Below are 15,681 nucleotides of genomic sequence, written 5' to 3'. Positions count from 1 at the left end.
AGGCGTTGTCTGTCACAGGGTGGCGGCCAGACGTGAGCCTTGGTCGATGGCCCGTTTGGCGTCCAGCTCTGCGGCAACATCCGCGCCGCCGATCAGGTGCACGCTTTGCCCGGCATTGAGCAGATCGTCATACAGTTCGCGTAACGGGTCCTGCCCGGCACAGATCACCACGTTATCCACCGCCAGCAGCTTTTCCTCGCCATCTTCGCCAATGCGAATATGCAGCCCTGCGTCGTCGATTTTCAGGTACTGCACAGCATTGAGCATTTGCACCTGTTTGTTCTTGAGCCCCGTGCGGTGAATCCAGCCGGTGGTTTTGCCCAGGCCGTCGCCGACCTTGGAACTCTTGCGCTGCAACAGAAACACCTGGCGTGCCGGCGCGTGGACTTCGGGCTTGACCCCGGCGACACCGCCGCGAGCCTGCAAGGTCGTGTCGATGCCCCACTCTTTCCAGAAAGCCTCGCGATCCAGACTGGTGGCCACGCCCTGATGCACAAGAAATTCAGACACATCGAAACCGATGCCACCCGCGCCTATTACTGCCACCCGGCGCCCGACCGGCTTGCGCTGCAATATGACGTCCAGATAGCTCAACACCATGGGGTTATCGATGCCGGGGATGGCCGGCGTGCGCGGCGCGATGCCGGTCGCCAGAATCACCTCGTCAAAGCCTGCGCCCAGCAAGTCTGCGGCCTTTACCCGATTGCCAAGACGTAACTGAACACCCGTCTCCTGCACTTTGTTGCGGAAGTAACGCAGGGTTTCGGCGAACTCCTCCTTGCCCGGCACGCGCTTGGCGATATTGAACTGGCCGCCGATTTCGCTGGCCGAATCGAACAGCGTCACCTCATGCCCGCGCTGTGCGGCAACGGTTGCCGCGGCCAGACCGGCAGGACCGGCACCCACTACGGCAATTTTCCTGACCTGCAGGGTGGGCAGGTAATTGAGCTCGGTCTCGTGGCAGGCACGCGGATTGACCAGACAGCTGGTCAGCTTGCCGCCGAAGGTGTGGTCGAGGCAGGCCTGATTGCAGCCGATGCAGGTGTTGATGCGTTCGGCATGGCCCGCAGCAGCCTTGTTGACGAACTCGGGATCGGCCAGAAACGGACGAGCCATCGAGACCATGTCTGCATCACCTTCGCTGAGAATGCGCTCGGCGACTTCCGGGGTGTTGATCCGGTTGGTGGTAATCAGCGGGATGCTCACCGAGCCTCGCAGTTTGGCAGTGACCTTGCTGAACGCGGCGCGCGGCACCTTGGTGGCGATGGTCGGAATGCGCGCTTCATGCCAGCCGATGCCGGTGTTGATCAGCGTCGCACCGGCCTGTTCGACCGCCTTGGCCAGCTCGACGATTTCTTCCCAACTGCTGCCGCCTTCCACAAGGTCGAGCATCGACAGGCGAAAGATGATGATGAACTGCGCACCGACTGCCTCACGCACGCGCCTGACGATCTCGACCGCCAGACGCATGCGGTTTTCATAGCTGCCGCCCCAACGGTCGGTCCGGTGGTTGGTATGCGCGGCCAGGAACTGATTGATGAAGTAGCCTTCCGAACCCATGATTTCGACACCGTCATAACCGGCGCTGCGGGCCAGTGCCGAACAGTTCACGAAGTCAGCGATCTGCTTTTCGATGCCTTCTTCGTCCAGCTCTCGCGGCATGAACGGGTTGATCGGCGCCTGAATGGCGCTCGGCGCGACCTGCTTGCGGCTGTAGGCGTAGCGACCGGCGTGGAGGATCTGCAGGCAAATCTTGCCACCAGCCTCGTGAACCGCGCGCGTCACGAGGCGATGGCGATCCGCTTCTTCGACGTTGGTGAGCTTTGCCGCGCCGTCATACACACCGCCCTCTTCATTGGGCGCGATGCCGCCGGTGACCATCAGCCCGACACCACCACGGGCGCGCTCGGCAAAGTAGGTCGCCATGCGCTCGAAACCGCCCGGCCGCTCTTCAAGACCGGTGTGCATCGAGCCCATCAGGGTGCGGTTGCGCAAGGTCGTAAAGCCCAGGTCCAGCGGGGCCAGCAGGTGCGGATAATGAGCAGCAGTCATGGCAAAGCTCCATCGAGTCAATCACGCAATAGCAAGGACCTCTGCGGGTCCTCTGGTTCATTGGGCACCAGTAAAGACGCATCCCGCCACACACTCAATGACCGAAAGTGACAAGTTATTGATCCAAACGCGCAGTGGCACTTGGCAAGCGCCCGACGCAGCCCTACCCTAGTCGACAATTTCCCGATGGCCGTCATTCGATCCTTTTTATGCGCAAACTCTTCGCCATCTGCCTGGTTCTGCTCAGCGTCGCCAGCCTCGTCAGCTACGCAATCTGGACCGATCAACGTCCGGCGGGTCACTACCTGTCCGATCTGCGCATTCGTCTGGCCATCAATGAAGGCCAGCCCGGTGAACGCGGCAACCTGCTGGGGATCGAGCCCGAACTGTTTCCGACTGATTACCAGAACATCGAGCGACTGCACCGCAAGCTCGCCGCTTATCTGCAACAGGCCCGTGACAAAGGGCTGATCAACCCACGCACGGTGGTGGTACTGCCGGAACATATCGGCACCTGGCTGTTCGCAAGTGGCGAGAAGGATCAACTCTATCAGGCTGCCACGCTGGATGACGCCATGGACTGGCTGTCGTGGAGCAATCCGCTGCAATTCATCAAGGCGATGCTCGAGGCTGAAGGCAGAGGCCGTCTGGATGATGCCCACCTGCGGATCAAGGCACAATCGATGGCGCGGGACTATCAGACACTGTTTGGCGGCCTCGCCAGAGAGTTCGGCGTCACACTGGTGGCAGGCTCGATTGTGCTGCCCGATCCCAGCGTTGAAGGCGGTCAGCTGAAAGTCGGCAGCGGCGCCCTGTATAACAGCAGCCTGACATTTGGCAGCGATGGCCTGCCGCTGGGTCAGCCGCAACGTCAGTTGTACCCCGAGCGCTATCAGAAGCGTTATGTGCGCACGGCAAGCGACGCGCCGTTGAATGTGATCGACACCCCGGCCGGGCGTCTGGGAGTGCTGATCGGTAGCGACAGCTGGTACCCGGAGAATTACGCACGCCTGAACCAGAAAGGTGCGCAACTGATCGCGGTGCCGGCCTTTGTGATCGGCAAGGCCGCCTGGTCCGAAGCGTGGCGCAAGCCCCGGCATTCAGACATCGACGTGCCGACTGACACGCCTAGCGAGGGCGAAGCCTGGCATCACCTGACGTTGACCGGACGTGCTCCGCAAAGCACTGCGCAGGCAGGGATCAGTGTGTTCATGCGCGGGCAGTTCTGGAATCAGGGTGTGGCCGGACAAAGTTTTGCCAGCCACGCAGGACAAACGATCGCCGAGCCGCAGCAGGAAAATGCTGCTGGCGGTGCGCGCATGATCAACCTCTGGCTTTGACGATGCCGAACCTGACGCTGCGCCTCGGTGATCTGTCGGTGGGTTTCATCCAGAGCCTGACCGATGCAGTCAACAGCTTCGACAGGAACCCTGACGCGCTGCTGGAGCAGTACGGTCTTGACCCGATTCGCCTGAGCCAGGCGCGAGGGCGGCTGTCGATCCCGCGCTACATGCGCTTGGGGCATGCTGCCATCCAGCTGACCGGCCAGCCAGGGCTGGGTTTGCGCATGGGCCAGCTCAGTCGTTTCGCGCAGGCAGGTCTGGCCGGTATCACCGCGGCCCAGGCACCCAACGTGCGCGAGGCGGCACGTACCCTGATCCGCTTCGAACCCTTGTATGGCTCCAATTATCGCGGTCAGTCGAGCTTCCACGAGGACGCGGCCGGCGCCTGGATGCGCTTCTATTCAATCAGCCCCTATAACGCTTACAACAGGTTTGTGGTGGACTCGATTTTAGCTGGCTGGCTGGCTCAGCTTTCGACGCTGGCAGGTACAGAGCTGCGCGCACAACGCGTCGAGATCGAATTCGAAGCACCTGACTATGCCGCGCAGTACGCCGCTTTGAGTGATAACCCGGTGGTGTTTGGCGCGGCGACCAATCAACTGCGTCTGGATCAGACCAGCCTGGCATTACGCAACCCGGACCATTGCCCAAGTACCTGGCGGCACCTGTTGCAGTTGTGCGAAGGTGAACTGGAGCAACAGACCCGCACCCGCAGCCTGCGTGAACGCATCATTAAATTGCTGGGACCGCTGTTGAACGGCGGAAGTGAACCGGATCTGGAGGAAGTGTCGGCAAGGCTCAAACTGCCGACCTGGACGTTACGCCGCAAGCTGGCCGAGGAAGGCACCTGCTTTCGCGCAGTGCTCAATGACACGCGGCGCGACTTGGCGATGACTTATATTCGCGACACTGAACTGGCGTTCGGGGAGATCGCCTACCTGCTGGGATTCGCTTCTGCCGAAGCCTTTCAACGCGCCTTCAAACGCTGGAACGGTCAGACTCCGGGAGAGTTCCGCCGCAGCCAGCGTCAAAGCGCTTGAAGCCGTTCACAGTTCGGTAGCGTCGTCGGCAGGCTCTACCGGGTCCAGTTCCGATGCGCGGTATTCAAGTAGTTCTTCCTGGTATTCGTCCATTTCTTCGCCCTCTTGGCTGAGTGAGTGGGGGTGATAATCAAAGCTGAAATAACTGACCGCAAGATCAACATTAAAGTGCCAATGTGAAATAAAAATGTTGATTCCTGTCAAACAGACGAAAAAGACCGTGGCTGATTCAGTATCCCCTTCACCCCTGTAGCGGACGGGTGCTATTGACTTGCATGCCAGTGTCGACCTAATCTCGTGCTCATGAACCTCATCAAGCACAACTTCGGCCAGATTATTATTACCGTCATTCCAGTCATGGCGGGTTAGCCGACGTTTGCAAAAAACCCGCCCTGGAGGCGGGTTTCTTCTGTCTCCCGGGCAACAATTGCCGAATCAGGAGTCAGACATGATCGCCATCCCTCGCTCTATCGCCCTTCTCGCCGCTCTGGACCTGATTATCGATCTGCCGCGCGCGTTCGCCAGGTATCCAGGCACGACGTACGAAGAGGCGATGCGATGAGCCAGGACCCGCACGCTCTGCTCAACGACTACGCGCGCAAAATCCTCACCTCGCGCGTCTACGACGTTGCCATTGAAACGCCGCTGCAAGGCGCTCGCCAGCTGTCCGAACGGCTGGGCAATCAGGTGCTGCTCAAGCGCGAAGATCTGCAGCCGGTGTTTTCGTTCAAGATTCGTGGCGCGTACAACAAGCTCGCGCAATTGCCCGCAGAGCAGACCGCACGGGGCGTGGTGACGGCATCGGCAGGTAATCATGCCCAGGGCCTGGCGCTGGCGGCACGTGAGCTTGGGATCAAGGCGACCATCGTCATGCCGCGCACCACGCCGGAGATCAAGGTCGAGGGTGTGCGCTCGCGGGGTGCCACTGTGGTGCTGCACGGCGATTCCTTCCCGGAAGCGCTGGCCTACTCGCTGAAGCTGGTCGACGAACAGGGCTTCGTCTACATCCATCCGTATGACGACCCCGACACCATCGCAGGGCAAGGCACCGTGGCGATGGAGATTCTTCGTCAGCAGCCGGGCCAGCTGGATGCGATCTTTGTTCCGGTCGGTGGCGGCGGTCTGATTGCCGGTATCGCGGCCTATGTGAAATACCTGCGCCCGGAGATCAAGATCATTGGCGTCGAACCGGACGATTCCAACTGCCTGCAGGCGGCGATGGCTGCTGGTGAGCGCGTGGTGCTGAGCCAGGTCGGGCTGTTTGCCGATGGCGTGGCGGTCGCGCAGATCGGCCATCACACCTTTGAAGTGTGCCGCCATTATGTCGATGAAGTGATCACCGTCAGCACCGACGAAATCTGCGCGGCGATCAAGGACATCTACGACGACACCCGTTCGATCACCGAGCCGTCCGGCGCGCTGGGCGTGGCCGGGATCAAGAAGTATGTCGAGCAACGCGGCGTCAGCGGCCAGACGCTGGTGGCGATCGATTCAGGGGCCAACGTCAACTTCGACCGTTTGCGCCACGTGGCCGAACGTGCAGAGCTGGGCGAAGGTCGCGAGGCGATCATTGCCGTGACCATCCCCGAGCAACCGGGCAGCTTCAAGGCATTCTGCGAGGCTATCGGCAAGCGGCAGATCACCGAATTCAACTACCGCTACCACACCGACCGCGAGGCGCACATCTTCGTCGGCGTGCAGACCCATCCCGAGAACGACCCGCGCAGCGCCCTGATCGCCAGCCTGACCGAACAGGGCTTCCCGGTGCTGGACCTGACCGACAACGAACTGGCCAAACTGCACATCCGCCACATGGTTGGCGGGCATGCCGAGCGGGTCAATGATGAAGTGGTGCTGCGCTTCGAGTTCCCGGAACGACCGGGCGCGCTGTTCAACTTCCTCAACCGCCTAGGCGGTCGCTGGACCATCTCGATGTTCCACTACCGCAACCACGGCGCAGCCGATGGCAGGGTGGTTGCCGGGCTGATCGTGCCGGAGGATGAGCGGCATCTGGTCGGCGCTGCGCTGGATGAGATTGGTTACCGGTATTGGGACGAAAGCGAGAACCCGGCGTACAGACTGTTTCTAGGCTGAGGCCGTGGATATCTCTCGTTCCTCACGCTCTGCGTCGCAAGAGGACGCAGAGCGTCCAGACCGGCATGCCCACGCGGAGCATGGGCACGATAGGCTTCGTTACCGACGCTCCGCGCCACTCCTTACTGCGCCGGGGCGGGCTCGACTGGCGTGGGCGCGGTGCTTTCTGCAGGTTCTGCGGCCGGTGTTTCGACCGTTTCTGCCTTGAATGAAGCAGGTTCGGACGGCGCAGGCACAGGTTCGCTTGCAGCAGGCGTGACCGGTTCGGCAGCATGCTCGGCCTTCGGCGTGTTTTCTGACGACGCAGGCGCCAATTTCGCAGGCTCGGCAGCCTTGGCGGGAGCCGCCGGGGCTACGGGAGCTATGTCAGGCACACCGAGATCGGCCTTGGGCTTCTCGACAATATGCGCAGCCTTTTTCACTTCAGGCGGCAGGAAGTTTTCCACCAGACCGAAAAAGCGCTCGTAGAACTTCGCTGACGAGACGGTCTCGCTGGCGACCTTGACCATCGAGTCGTCAGTCGAGCCTATCGGCATCGACACGGAGCCCAGCACGCCTACGCCGAGGCTGGCCGAGTTGTTGGTTTTCTTCAGCGCGTAACGGTCCTGCAGGGCGTTGGCAAACATGGTGGAATTGCCATCCTTCGCATCGGCGGCACACACCAGATTGAAGCTGATCTCGATATGCGTATCGCCGGTCTGCTGGAAGCTCTTGCGGCCTGCAATCATCTTCGGGTCGCTGCTGGTGATGATATAGCCCTGACTCAGCAAGGCACGCCGCCCCGCCTCGCAGTAAGCCATATCGGTCGCAGGGTAGCTTCGGGAGAAGGTCCCGGCGTCGTCGAAGTGTTCATGGTCATACACCGCCTGCTTGGGCGACGATGAGCAGCCGGCTGCCATCAGCACGGCAGAGATCCAGAAGGCGGTACGAACGTTCAGTAGCTTAAACATCGAAAATCCTGAGGAAGGAAAAGACTGCCAGCAAGACTGCGAACTGGGAAATGGCGGTAAGTCTGCAACAAGGCCGACGCTGGATCAACGTACAGTTCAAAAGGATTTGGATACAGTCCATGCTCAAGCGAACCAGATCTCCCCGCAGGCACACAAAAACGCAGACAACAAAAAAGCGACCCTAAGGCCGCTTTCTTGTTTGCTTCAAGGAGTTCAAGGGCCTTGAAGCGGTGTATGGCGCAGCGGACGGGACTCGAACCCGCGACCCCCGGCGTGACAGGCCGGTATTCTAACCGACTGAACTACCGCTGCGTATCGCTGTAAACCTGTTTGAAACAAACTTTTGGTAGCCTGCTTCCTGTACACGTGACTGAAAGACCCTTGGGCTTTTCAATCGCAGACCCGGCGAACCCGATCTGTACAAATATGGCGCAGCGGACGGGACTCGAACCCGCGACCCCCGGCGTGACAGGCCGGTATTCTAACCGACTGAACTACCGCTGCGCATTGTGGACTTGCGTCCGTATAAGCTTTTTAAAATCACTTTTGAAAGCCCTCGTACTTCAGCTTTCAAACTCAACGATGGTGGGTGATGACGGGATCGAACCGCCGACCCGCTGCTTGTAAGGCAGCTGCTCTCCCAGCTGAGCTAATCACCCTTTGCTTCGTTGAGGCCGCGAAATTTACGCACCTAACGAACCTAAGTCAATAGCCTGATTGAAGTTTTTTTAAAAACCGCCTCAATCACAAAACCCTCACCACACACCAAAAGCACAAGCAATAGCTCAATCGAAGCTCGCCCGCACAAACTACTCGGCGTACACCATCTTGCGTGTCATGCCACCGTCGACCACGAACTCCTGCCCGGTCACGAAACCGGCGTTTCTGGACAACAGCCAGGCAACCATCGCCGCAACATCCTCCACCGTCCCTACCCTGCCCGCCGGGTGCTGGGCATGATCGGTCTCGGACAACGGCTCGGCTCTGCGCAACGAGGGGTCGCGAGCGTCGATCCAGCCAGGGCTGACAGCGTTGACACGAATCTCCGGCCCCAGGCTGATCGCCAGCGCATGCGTCAGCGCCATCAGGCCACCCTTGCTGGCTGCATAAGCCTCGGTGTCGGCCTCAGACTGACGGGCGCGTGTGGAGGTCAGGTTGACGATGCTGCCGCAATGCGCACGCAGATAAGGCGCGCAATGCTTGGCCAGCAGCATCGGACCGCCGAGGTTGACTGCCAGCACACGGTTCCAGTGCGACAGCTCAAGGCTTTCCAGCGTAGTGTTGTGCGGATCGGCGACCGCCGCGTTGCACACCAGCGCATCGAGACGACCGAACTGCCGAAGCACCTCGGCCACGCCCGCTGCGACTTGTTCTTCACTGGCAACGTCCATGGCAATGAACAGGGCATTTTCACCCAGCGCACTGGCCACTTTCGAGCCACGCGTACGGTCCAGATCGGTCAACACCACTTGCCAGCCTTCGGCAATCAGCCACGCTGCGATGCCGAGCCCGATACCCCGAGCGGCACCGGTCACCAGGGCGACACGACCATTGTGGACGCTGGCAAATTTCAACGCCCACTCCTCGCCCGGCTTGCCACTGGCCGGATTGCTGGCCTCGCTACTCACAACGCCGCCAGACCACGAGCCAGGTCAGCCTGCAGGTCAGCCACGTCTTCCAGCCCCACTGCAACCCGAATCAAGCTGTCGCGAATACCTGCGGCTTCACGCTCCTGAGGTGCCAGGCGACCGTGAGAGGTGGTGCTCGGGTGAGTGATCGTGGTTTTGCTGTCGCCCAGGTTGGCAGTGATCGAAATCAGTCGCGTGGCATCGATGAAGCGCCATGCGCCGTCCTTGCCACCCTTGACCTCGAAGCTCACTACAGCGCCAAAACCCTTTTGCTGACGCTGGGCCAACTCGTGCTGCGGGTGACTTTTCAGTCCGGCGTAATAGACCTTTTCAATGCCGTCCTGCTGCTCGAGCCACTCGGCCAGTGCCTGAGCATTGGCACAGTGAGCGCGCATCCGCAGGTTCAGGGTTTCGAGGCCCTTGAGGAATATCCACGCGTTGAACGGGCTGAGTGTCGGCCCGGCAGTACGCAGGAAACCGACCACTTCTTTCATCTGCTCGCTGCGCCCGGCAACCACGCCGCCCATGCAACGGCCCTGGCCGTCGATGAACTTGGTGGCCGAATGCACGACAATGTCAGCGCCCAGCAACAGCGGCTGCTGCAAGGCCGGCGTACAGAAACAGTTGTCGACGATCAACATCGCGCCCTTGGCGTGGGCGATCTCGGCCAGCGCCGTGATGTCGACCAGTTCAGCCAGGGGATTGGACGGCGATTCGACGAAGAGCATTTTGGTGTTGGGCTTGATAGCCGCGTCCCAGCCGCTCAGATCGGCGAGAGGAACGTAATCCACCTCGACACCAAAGCGCTTGAAGTACTTGTCGAACAGGCTGATGGTCGAGCCGAAAACGCTGCGTGACACCAGCACATGATCACCGGCGCTGCACAGGCTCATCACCACTGCCAGGGTTGCCGCCATGCCGGTCGCCGTAGCGACGGCCTGCTCGGCACCTTCCAGTGCGGCAATGCGCTCTTCGAACGAACGCACCGTCGGGTTGGTGTAACGCGAGTAGACGTTGCCCGGCACTTCACCGGAGAAACGCGCAGCCGCGTCGGCGGCTGTGCGAAATACGTAACTGGAGGTAAAGAACATGGGTTCGCCATGCTCTCCTTCCGGTGTGCGGTGATGCCCGGCACGTACGGCTAGGGTATCGAAACCTACGCCTTCAAGGTCGCTGTCCAGCCGACCTGCATCCCATTCCTGAGTCATGCCGCCCACTCCTTGCCCAATTAGTTGTTGTACAGATCGATGATCGCGCTCACTGCCTGAGTCTTGATCTTGGAGGCGTCATTACGCGCGCTCTCGATCCGGTTCAAATAATGCTCGTCGATGTCGCCGGTCACGTACTTGCCGTCGAAAACCGAGCAATCGAAGTTGTCGATCTTGATTTTCTTGCTGCCGCTGACCGCTTCGATCAGGTCATTCAGATCCTGATAGACCAGCCAGTCGGCACCGATGAGGTCGGCCACGTCCTGAGTGGTGCGGTTGTGGGCAATCAGTTCGTGAGCACTCGGCATGTCGATGCCGTAGACGTTGGGGTAGCGCACAGCCGGGGCTGCAGAACAGAAGTAGACATTCTTGGCACCGGCTTCGCGGGCCATCTGGATGATCTGCTTGCAGGTCGTGCCACGTACGATGGAGTCATCCACCAGCATCACGTTCTTGCCGCGGAACTCCAGCTCGATGGCGTTGAGCTTCTGGCGTACGGATTTCTTGCGCGCAGCCTGGCCCGGCATGATGAAGGTCCGGCCGATGTAACGGTTCTTGACGAAGCCTTCGCGGAACTTGACGCCCAGATGGTTGGCCAGCTCCAGCGCCGCAGTACGGCTGGTGTCCGGAATCGGGATGACCACGTCGATATCGTGATCAGGGCGCTCGCGCAGGATCTTGTCGGCCAGCTTCTCACCCATGCGCAGGCGCGCCTTGTAGACCGAGATGCCGTCGATGATCGAGTCCGGACGCGCCAGATAGACGTGTTCGAAGATGCATGGTGCGTATTTGGGGTTGGCCGCGCACTGACGGGTATGCAGCTTGCCGTCTTCAGTGATGTAGACCGCTTCGCCCGGCGCCAGGTCGCGAATCAGGGTAAAGCCCAGCACGTCCAGCGATACGCTTTCCGAGGCGATCATGTACTCGACGCCTTCGTCGGTGTGACGCTGGCCGAACACGATAGGACGAATGGCGTCCGGGTCACGGAAGCCGACGATACCGTAGCCAGTGATCATGGCCACGACCGCGTAACCACCACGGCAGCGATTGTGCACGTCGGTCACTGCCGCGAAGATATCCTCTTCGGTCGGCTGCAACTTGCCACGCACCGCCAGCTCATGGGCGAACACGTTGAGCAGCACTTCCGAATCGGAATTGGTGTTCACATGGCGCAGGTCGGATTCGTAAATTTCCTTGGCCAACTGCTCGACGTTGGTGAGGTTGCCGTTGTGCGCCAGCGTGATGCCGTAAGGCGAGTTGACGTAGAACGGCTGAGCCTCGGCCGACGTCGAGCTGCCCGCGGTGGGGTAACGCACGTGACCGATGCCCATATGCCCGACCAGACGCTGCATATGACGTTGATGAAACACATCGCGCACCAATCCATTGTCCTTGCGCAGGAATAACCGGCCATCATGGCTGGTTACGATACCGGCAGCGTCCTGGCCGCGGTGCTGGAGGACGGTAAGCGCGTCATACAGCGCCTGATTGACGTTCGACTTGCCGACGATACCGACGATGCCACACATGCGACACAACCCCTACTTAGTGGAACTGGATTTACCGAGCACATCCTGCGGCATTGTAGACGGCAGGATCTGTTCCTTGAACGGCATGTCAGCGGGTACGCTGATGCCGCTGGCGAGCCACTTGCTGGACATCCCGAGAATCAGGTTTTTCGACCAGTCAGCGACCATGAGAAATTGCGGCACCAGCCTGGACTGCTGCCACCATTGATCCTGTTGCACCGGCCCCAGGCTCAACAGCCCTACCGCCACAACGACAAGCAGGCCTCCACGCGCTGCGCCGAAGACCATGCCGAGAAAACGATCGGTCCCGGAAAGCCCGGTGACGCGAATCAGCTCGCCTATCAGAAAATTGACCATGGCGCCTACCAGCAGGGTGGCGACAAAAAGAATGGTACAGCTCGCGATCACGCGGGCCGAAGGTGTTTCTATGTAGTTGACCAGATACTGCGACAGCCCTGCGCCAAACATCCAGGCCACAACACCTGCAATGATCCACGTCGTCAACGACAGTGCTTCTTTTACGAAGCCGCGCTTCAGACTGATCAGGGCGGAGATGGCGACAATTCCGAGAATTGCCCAGTCAACCGGAGTAAATGGCACGTTGCAGCCTGCAGACGGATAAGGCGGCGCATTTTAGCAGAGCGCCCGCCTGCCGGTAAGCAGCGATTACCGGCGCGAGGCATTTTCCTTTGTGCCAGGGGCACGAGGTGCCGAACGGTCAGCCACCCTGGGGCTGAAAGCGCACCACAATGCCCTTGAGCTTTTGCTGTTTGTCGAGCTGATCGCGCAGGCGATCGGCCTCGGCGCGCTCGATGAGCGGGCCGACAAACACCCGGTTCACGCCATCAGCGGTGCGAATGTAGGCGTTGTAGCCCTGGGTGCGCAGCGTCTTTTGCAGATTGTCGGCATTGGCACGATTGGACATACTCGCCAATTGCACCGACCAACTGATCGACAGGCCGTTGGCGTCGACGCCAGCAGGTGCCGCAGGTTTGGCAGGCGCCGGTGTCGCTGCTGGTGCAGCAGCTGTCGCTGGCGCCGGAGCAGGTGCCGGCTTGGCAGCAGGTTTGGAGGCCGGAGCGGCAGGTGCGGTCTGAGCGATCGGCGCAGGCGCTATCGGCATGGCAGGCGGCTGGTTGCTGCTCATGTCATCATCACCTGGCACAGGCTCCTGAGGCAGAACCTGAGGCTCCGGAACAGGTACCGGATCGACCCGCACCTGCGCAGCTGCAGGCGCCTGAGGCGCGGCTGGCGCTTCGACCTGCACCTGACGTGTTTCATCTTCACGCGTGAAAAGCATGGGCAGGAAAATGACCGCCACGGCGATCAGCACCAGTGCTCCAACCATTCGCTGCTTGAATACGTTATCCAGCAAAGCCATTTGCAGCGTCCTCATCGGTGTACCGGGCCAACCATTCAAGGGCCTCGGCAACACAGTAAAATGAACCGAACAGCAGAATCTCGTCATCGGGCGTGGCATGCGCGCACTGAGCTTCCAGCGCCAACGCGATACTCTGATAGGACGTCACGCGGGCCCCAAGGTTCTGCAAGGCCGCCTGCAACTCTTCTGCCGGCCGGCTGCGCGAGGTCGGAAGCGGCGCAACGGCCCACTCTTCAATGACCGGCGCCAAGTGCGCGACCACACCGTCGAGATCCTTGTCACTGAGCAGGCCAAACACTGCACGACGCTTGCCGCCGAGTGGCTGCCGCGCCAGGCGTTGCCCCAGAAACCGGGCGGCGTGGGGGTTATGGCCTACATCCAGAAGCAGGTTGAGCGACTTGCCGTGCCACTTGACGACCCTGCGATCGAGACGACCGGCGAGCCGGGTCTCGGCAAGCACCTTGCCTGTCGCATCCGGTTGCAATATATACCCCAGCAGGGCGAAGGCCTGAAGCGCCAGCGCTGCATTCTGCATGGGCAGGTCGAGCAGCGGCAGACCGCGCAGCTCGATCCGTTCGCCGTGAGCGATACCGCGCCAGTCCCAGCTGTCATCACCTATGGAAAGATCGAAATCTCGGCCACGCAACAACAACGGACAGCCCAGCTCGCGAGCTTTGGCCAGCAGCGGCTCAGGGGGCGCCGGGTCACCGCACAGTGCAGGACAGCCAGCGCGAAAGATCCCGGCTTTCTCGAAAGCGACCGACTCACGGGTGTCACCCAGGTACTCGGCGTGATCGACCCCGATACTGGTGACCAGCGCCAGGTCCGCATCCACGAGATTGACCGCGTCCAGACGACCGCCCAGACCGACTTCCAGCACCACCGCATCGAGCCGGGCCTGCTCGAACAACCAGAACGCCGCCAGCGTGCCCATTTCGAAATAAGTCAGGGTGACATCGCCGCGCGCCGCTTCGACCGCAGCGAAGGCATCGCACAGTTCCAGATCGGTTGCCTCGACGCCCTGCACTTTCACCCGCTCGTTATAGCGAAGCAGATGCGGGGAGCTGTAGACACCGACCTTCAAGCCCTGAGCCTGCAACAAGGCGGCGACAAAGGCGCAGGTCGAGCCCTTGCCGTTGGTGCCCGTCACCGTGATCACCTGGCGCGCCGGGCGTGTAAGCCCCAGTTGCAGCGCCACCTGTCGAGACCGGTCCAGGCCCATATCGATGGCCGACGGATGCAGTTGCTCCAGGTAGGCGAGCCAGTCGCTCAGGGACGTAGGGGTCATATCGTCGCAGGTGCCGGCGGGACGACGATTGGCTCGATAACGGGTGCGACAAAGCGAGGGGTTGGCAGGTTCATCATCTGTGCCAGCAGGTTACCCAGGCGCGGACGAAGTTCGCTGCGCGAGACGATCATGTCGATAGCGCCGTGATCCAGCAGGAATTCGCTGCGCTGGAAGCCTTCAGGCAGCTTCTCACGAACGGTTTGCTCGATGACCCGCGGACCAGCGAAACCGATCAGTGCTTTTGGCTCTGCGACGATGACGTCACCCAGCATGGCCAGGCTGGCGGAAACGCCACCGTAGACCGGGTCGGTCAGCACCGAGATGAACGGCAGCCCTTCTTCGCGAAGGCGCGCCAGAACGGCGGACGTCTTGGCCATCTGCATCAGCGAGATCAGCGCTTCCTGCATGCGCGCACCGCCGGAAGCGGCGAAGCAGACGAACGGGCAGCGATTTTCCAGCGCGTAGTTGGCGGCACGTACGAAACGCTCGCCGACAATGGCACCCATCGAACCACCCATGAACGAGAATTCGAATGCCGAGGCCACCACCGGCATACCCAGCAAAGTGCCACTCATGGAAATCAGCGCATCCTTTTCACCGGTCTGCTTCTGCGCAGCGGTCAGGCGATCCTTGTACTTCTTGCCGTCGCGGAATTTCAGACGGTCGACCGGCTCAAGGTCGGCACCCAGCTCTTCGCGCCCTTCGACGTCCAGAAAAATGTTCAGGCGTGCACGTGCACCGATACGCATGTGGTGGTTGCACTTGGGGCAGACGTCCAGGGTCTTTTCCAGCTCAGGGCGATACAGCACCGCCTCACAGGACGGGCATTTATGCCAGAGGCCTTCGGGAACCGAGCTCTTCTTGACCTCGGAACGCATGATCGATGGGATCAGTTTGTCTACCAACCAGTTGCTCATGCTTTATATCTCCAGTACCGGTGTGGCTCGAACGACTGACAAATCAAACACCAGTCGCATGCCCTCAGATAAATTCGTATATGGACGACGATGAAAGGATAGCGATCGACTCACGGCCGGACCTGCACACCCCTCACCCCGATTTTTCACAACGACGGCGTTGCACAGTGGCCCCACCGCTTACTCGATTCGACCCGCGTGCCTCTTGGCGCGGACAGGCTTATGGACGGCGGCCGATCAATAGCCGTCAC

Annotated in this window: 13 protein-coding genes and 3 tRNA genes; 3 read left to right on the top strand and 13 right to left on the bottom strand. The window is 60.7% G+C overall.

Features of this window, described 5'->3' with window-relative positions:
* Positions 1 to 12 precede the first annotated feature (12 nt).
* Complete coding sequence (locus tag JOE39_RS01965; protein WP_024647946.1) at positions 13 to 2,052, bottom strand: NADPH-dependent 2,4-dienoyl-CoA reductase; 2,040 nt, start codon at positions 2,050 to 2,052, stop codon at positions 13 to 15.
* Positions 2,053 to 2,261: 209 nt separating this feature from the next.
* Between JOE39_RS01965 and JOE39_RS01960 the strand changes: the two genes are divergently transcribed.
* Both JOE39_RS01960 and JOE39_RS01955 read left to right on the top strand, forming a co-directional pair.
* Positions 2,262 to 3,392: a carbon-nitrogen hydrolase family protein gene (locus JOE39_RS01960; RefSeq protein ID WP_210077979.1), complete on the top strand. Its 1,131-nt coding sequence runs from the start codon at positions 2,262 to 2,264 to the stop codon at positions 3,390 to 3,392.
* Between the two features lie 2 nt (positions 3,393 to 3,394).
* Complete coding sequence (locus JOE39_RS01955) at positions 3,395 to 4,435, top strand: AraC family transcriptional regulator (RefSeq protein WP_210077981.1); 1,041 nt, start codon at positions 3,395 to 3,397, stop codon at positions 4,433 to 4,435.
* A gap of 6 nt (positions 4,436 to 4,441) precedes the next feature.
* Here JOE39_RS01955 and JOE39_RS01950 read toward each other — a convergent pair whose 3' ends face one another.
* On the bottom strand, positions 4,442 to 4,756 hold the full coding sequence (locus tag JOE39_RS01950; RefSeq protein ID WP_032660289.1) for a hypothetical protein: 315 nt from the start codon (positions 4,754 to 4,756) through the stop codon (positions 4,442 to 4,444).
* Positions 4,757 to 5,014: 258 nt separating this feature from the next.
* Between JOE39_RS01950 and ilvA the strand changes: the two genes are divergently transcribed.
* Complete coding sequence (gene ilvA / locus JOE39_RS01940; protein ID WP_245227508.1) at positions 5,015 to 6,529, top strand: threonine ammonia-lyase, biosynthetic; 1,515 nt, start codon at positions 5,015 to 5,017, stop codon at positions 6,527 to 6,529.
* Positions 6,530 to 6,651: 122 nt separating this feature from the next.
* Here the strand turns inward: ilvA and JOE39_RS01935 are convergent, their stop codons facing one another.
* The 11 genes from JOE39_RS01935 to accD all read right to left on the bottom strand — a co-directional run bounded on the left by JOE39_RS01935 (position 6,652) and on the right by accD (position 15,430).
* The gene (locus JOE39_RS01935) at positions 6,652 to 7,479 is read right to left on the bottom strand and encodes a DUF2242 domain-containing protein (protein WP_210077985.1); all 828 of its coding nucleotides are present in this window, start codon (positions 7,477 to 7,479) and stop codon (positions 6,652 to 6,654) included.
* Between the two features lie 235 nt (positions 7,480 to 7,714).
* A tRNA-Asp gene (locus tag JOE39_RS01930) sits at positions 7,715 to 7,791 on the bottom strand.
* Between the two features lie 115 nt (positions 7,792 to 7,906).
* A tRNA-Asp gene (locus tag JOE39_RS01925) sits at positions 7,907 to 7,983 on the bottom strand.
* A gap of 79 nt (positions 7,984 to 8,062) precedes the next feature.
* Positions 8,063 to 8,138 (bottom strand) — tRNA-Val (locus JOE39_RS01920).
* A 150-nt stretch (positions 8,139 to 8,288) separates the two neighbouring features.
* Positions 8,289 to 9,053: an SDR family oxidoreductase gene (locus JOE39_RS01915; RefSeq protein ID WP_161420916.1), complete on the bottom strand. Its 765-nt coding sequence runs from the start codon at positions 9,051 to 9,053 to the stop codon at positions 8,289 to 8,291.
* 50 nt (positions 9,054 to 9,103) lie between these two features.
* Positions 9,104 to 10,315: an O-succinylhomoserine sulfhydrylase gene (locus JOE39_RS01910; RefSeq protein ID WP_210077988.1), complete on the bottom strand. Its 1,212-nt coding sequence runs from the start codon at positions 10,313 to 10,315 to the stop codon at positions 9,104 to 9,106.
* A gap of 20 nt (positions 10,316 to 10,335) precedes the next feature.
* Entirely contained in the window at positions 10,336 to 11,844 is a 1,509-nt protein-coding gene (gene purF, locus JOE39_RS01905; protein WP_003347797.1) for an amidophosphoribosyltransferase, read from the bottom strand.
* Between the two features lie 12 nt (positions 11,845 to 11,856).
* Positions 11,857 to 12,444, bottom strand: a complete 588-nt coding sequence (locus tag JOE39_RS01900) for a CvpA family protein (RefSeq protein ID WP_003318487.1) — start codon at positions 12,442 to 12,444, stop codon at positions 11,857 to 11,859.
* Between the two features lie 118 nt (positions 12,445 to 12,562).
* Positions 12,563 to 13,225, bottom strand: coding sequence for an SPOR domain-containing protein (locus JOE39_RS01895; protein ID WP_210077990.1), 663 nt, complete (start codon positions 13,223 to 13,225; stop codon positions 12,563 to 12,565).
* Entirely contained in the window at positions 13,209 to 14,513 is a 1,305-nt protein-coding gene (folC, locus tag JOE39_RS01890; RefSeq protein WP_210077992.1) for a bifunctional tetrahydrofolate synthase/dihydrofolate synthase, read from the bottom strand. Before folC ends, JOE39_RS01895 begins: the two co-directional genes overlap by 17 nt.
* A complete protein-coding gene (accD, locus tag JOE39_RS01885; protein WP_003318491.1) occupies positions 14,510 to 15,430 on the bottom strand; it encodes an acetyl-CoA carboxylase, carboxyltransferase subunit beta in 921 nt (306 codons plus the stop codon). The genes folC and accD overlap by 4 nt, the downstream gene beginning before the upstream one ends.
* Positions 15,431 to 15,681: the final 251 nt, after the last annotated feature.

Source organism: Pseudomonas sp. PvP100 (genome assembly GCF_017833055.1).
In the GTDB taxonomy this organism is placed as follows: Bacteria; Pseudomonadota; Gammaproteobacteria; order Pseudomonadales; family Pseudomonadaceae; genus Aquipseudomonas; species Aquipseudomonas syringae.
Note: the sequence above shows the minus strand (reverse complement) of the source record. Positions and strands in the feature narration are given on the sequence as shown.

Coding starts and splice junctions, on each gene's coding strand:
- purF (WP_003347797.1), bottom strand. CDS start 11,844: ATGTGTGGCATCGTCGGTATCGTCGGCAAGTCGAACGTCAATCAGGCG.
- folC (WP_210077992.1), bottom strand. CDS start 14,513: ATGACCCCTACGTCCCTGAGCGACTGGCTCGCCTACCTGGAGCAACTG.
- JOE39_RS01955 (WP_210077981.1), top strand. CDS start 3,395: ATGCCGAACCTGACGCTGCGCCTCGGTGATCTGTCGGTGGGTTTCATC.
- accD (WP_003318491.1), bottom strand. CDS start 15,430: ATGAGCAACTGGTTGGTAGACAAACTGATCCCATCGATCATGCGTTCC.
- JOE39_RS01910 (WP_210077988.1), bottom strand. CDS start 10,315: ATGACTCAGGAATGGGATGCAGGTCGGCTGGACAGCGACCTTGAAGGC.
- JOE39_RS01895 (WP_210077990.1), bottom strand. CDS start 13,225: ATGGCTTTGCTGGATAACGTATTCAAGCAGCGAATGGTTGGAGCACTG.
- JOE39_RS01965 (WP_024647946.1), bottom strand. CDS start 2,052: ATGACTGCTGCTCATTATCCGCACCTGCTGGCCCCGCTGGACCTGGGC.
- JOE39_RS01935 (WP_210077985.1), bottom strand. CDS start 7,479: ATGTTTAAGCTACTGAACGTTCGTACCGCCTTCTGGATCTCTGCCGTG.
- JOE39_RS01960 (WP_210077979.1), top strand. CDS start 2,262: ATGCGCAAACTCTTCGCCATCTGCCTGGTTCTGCTCAGCGTCGCCAGC.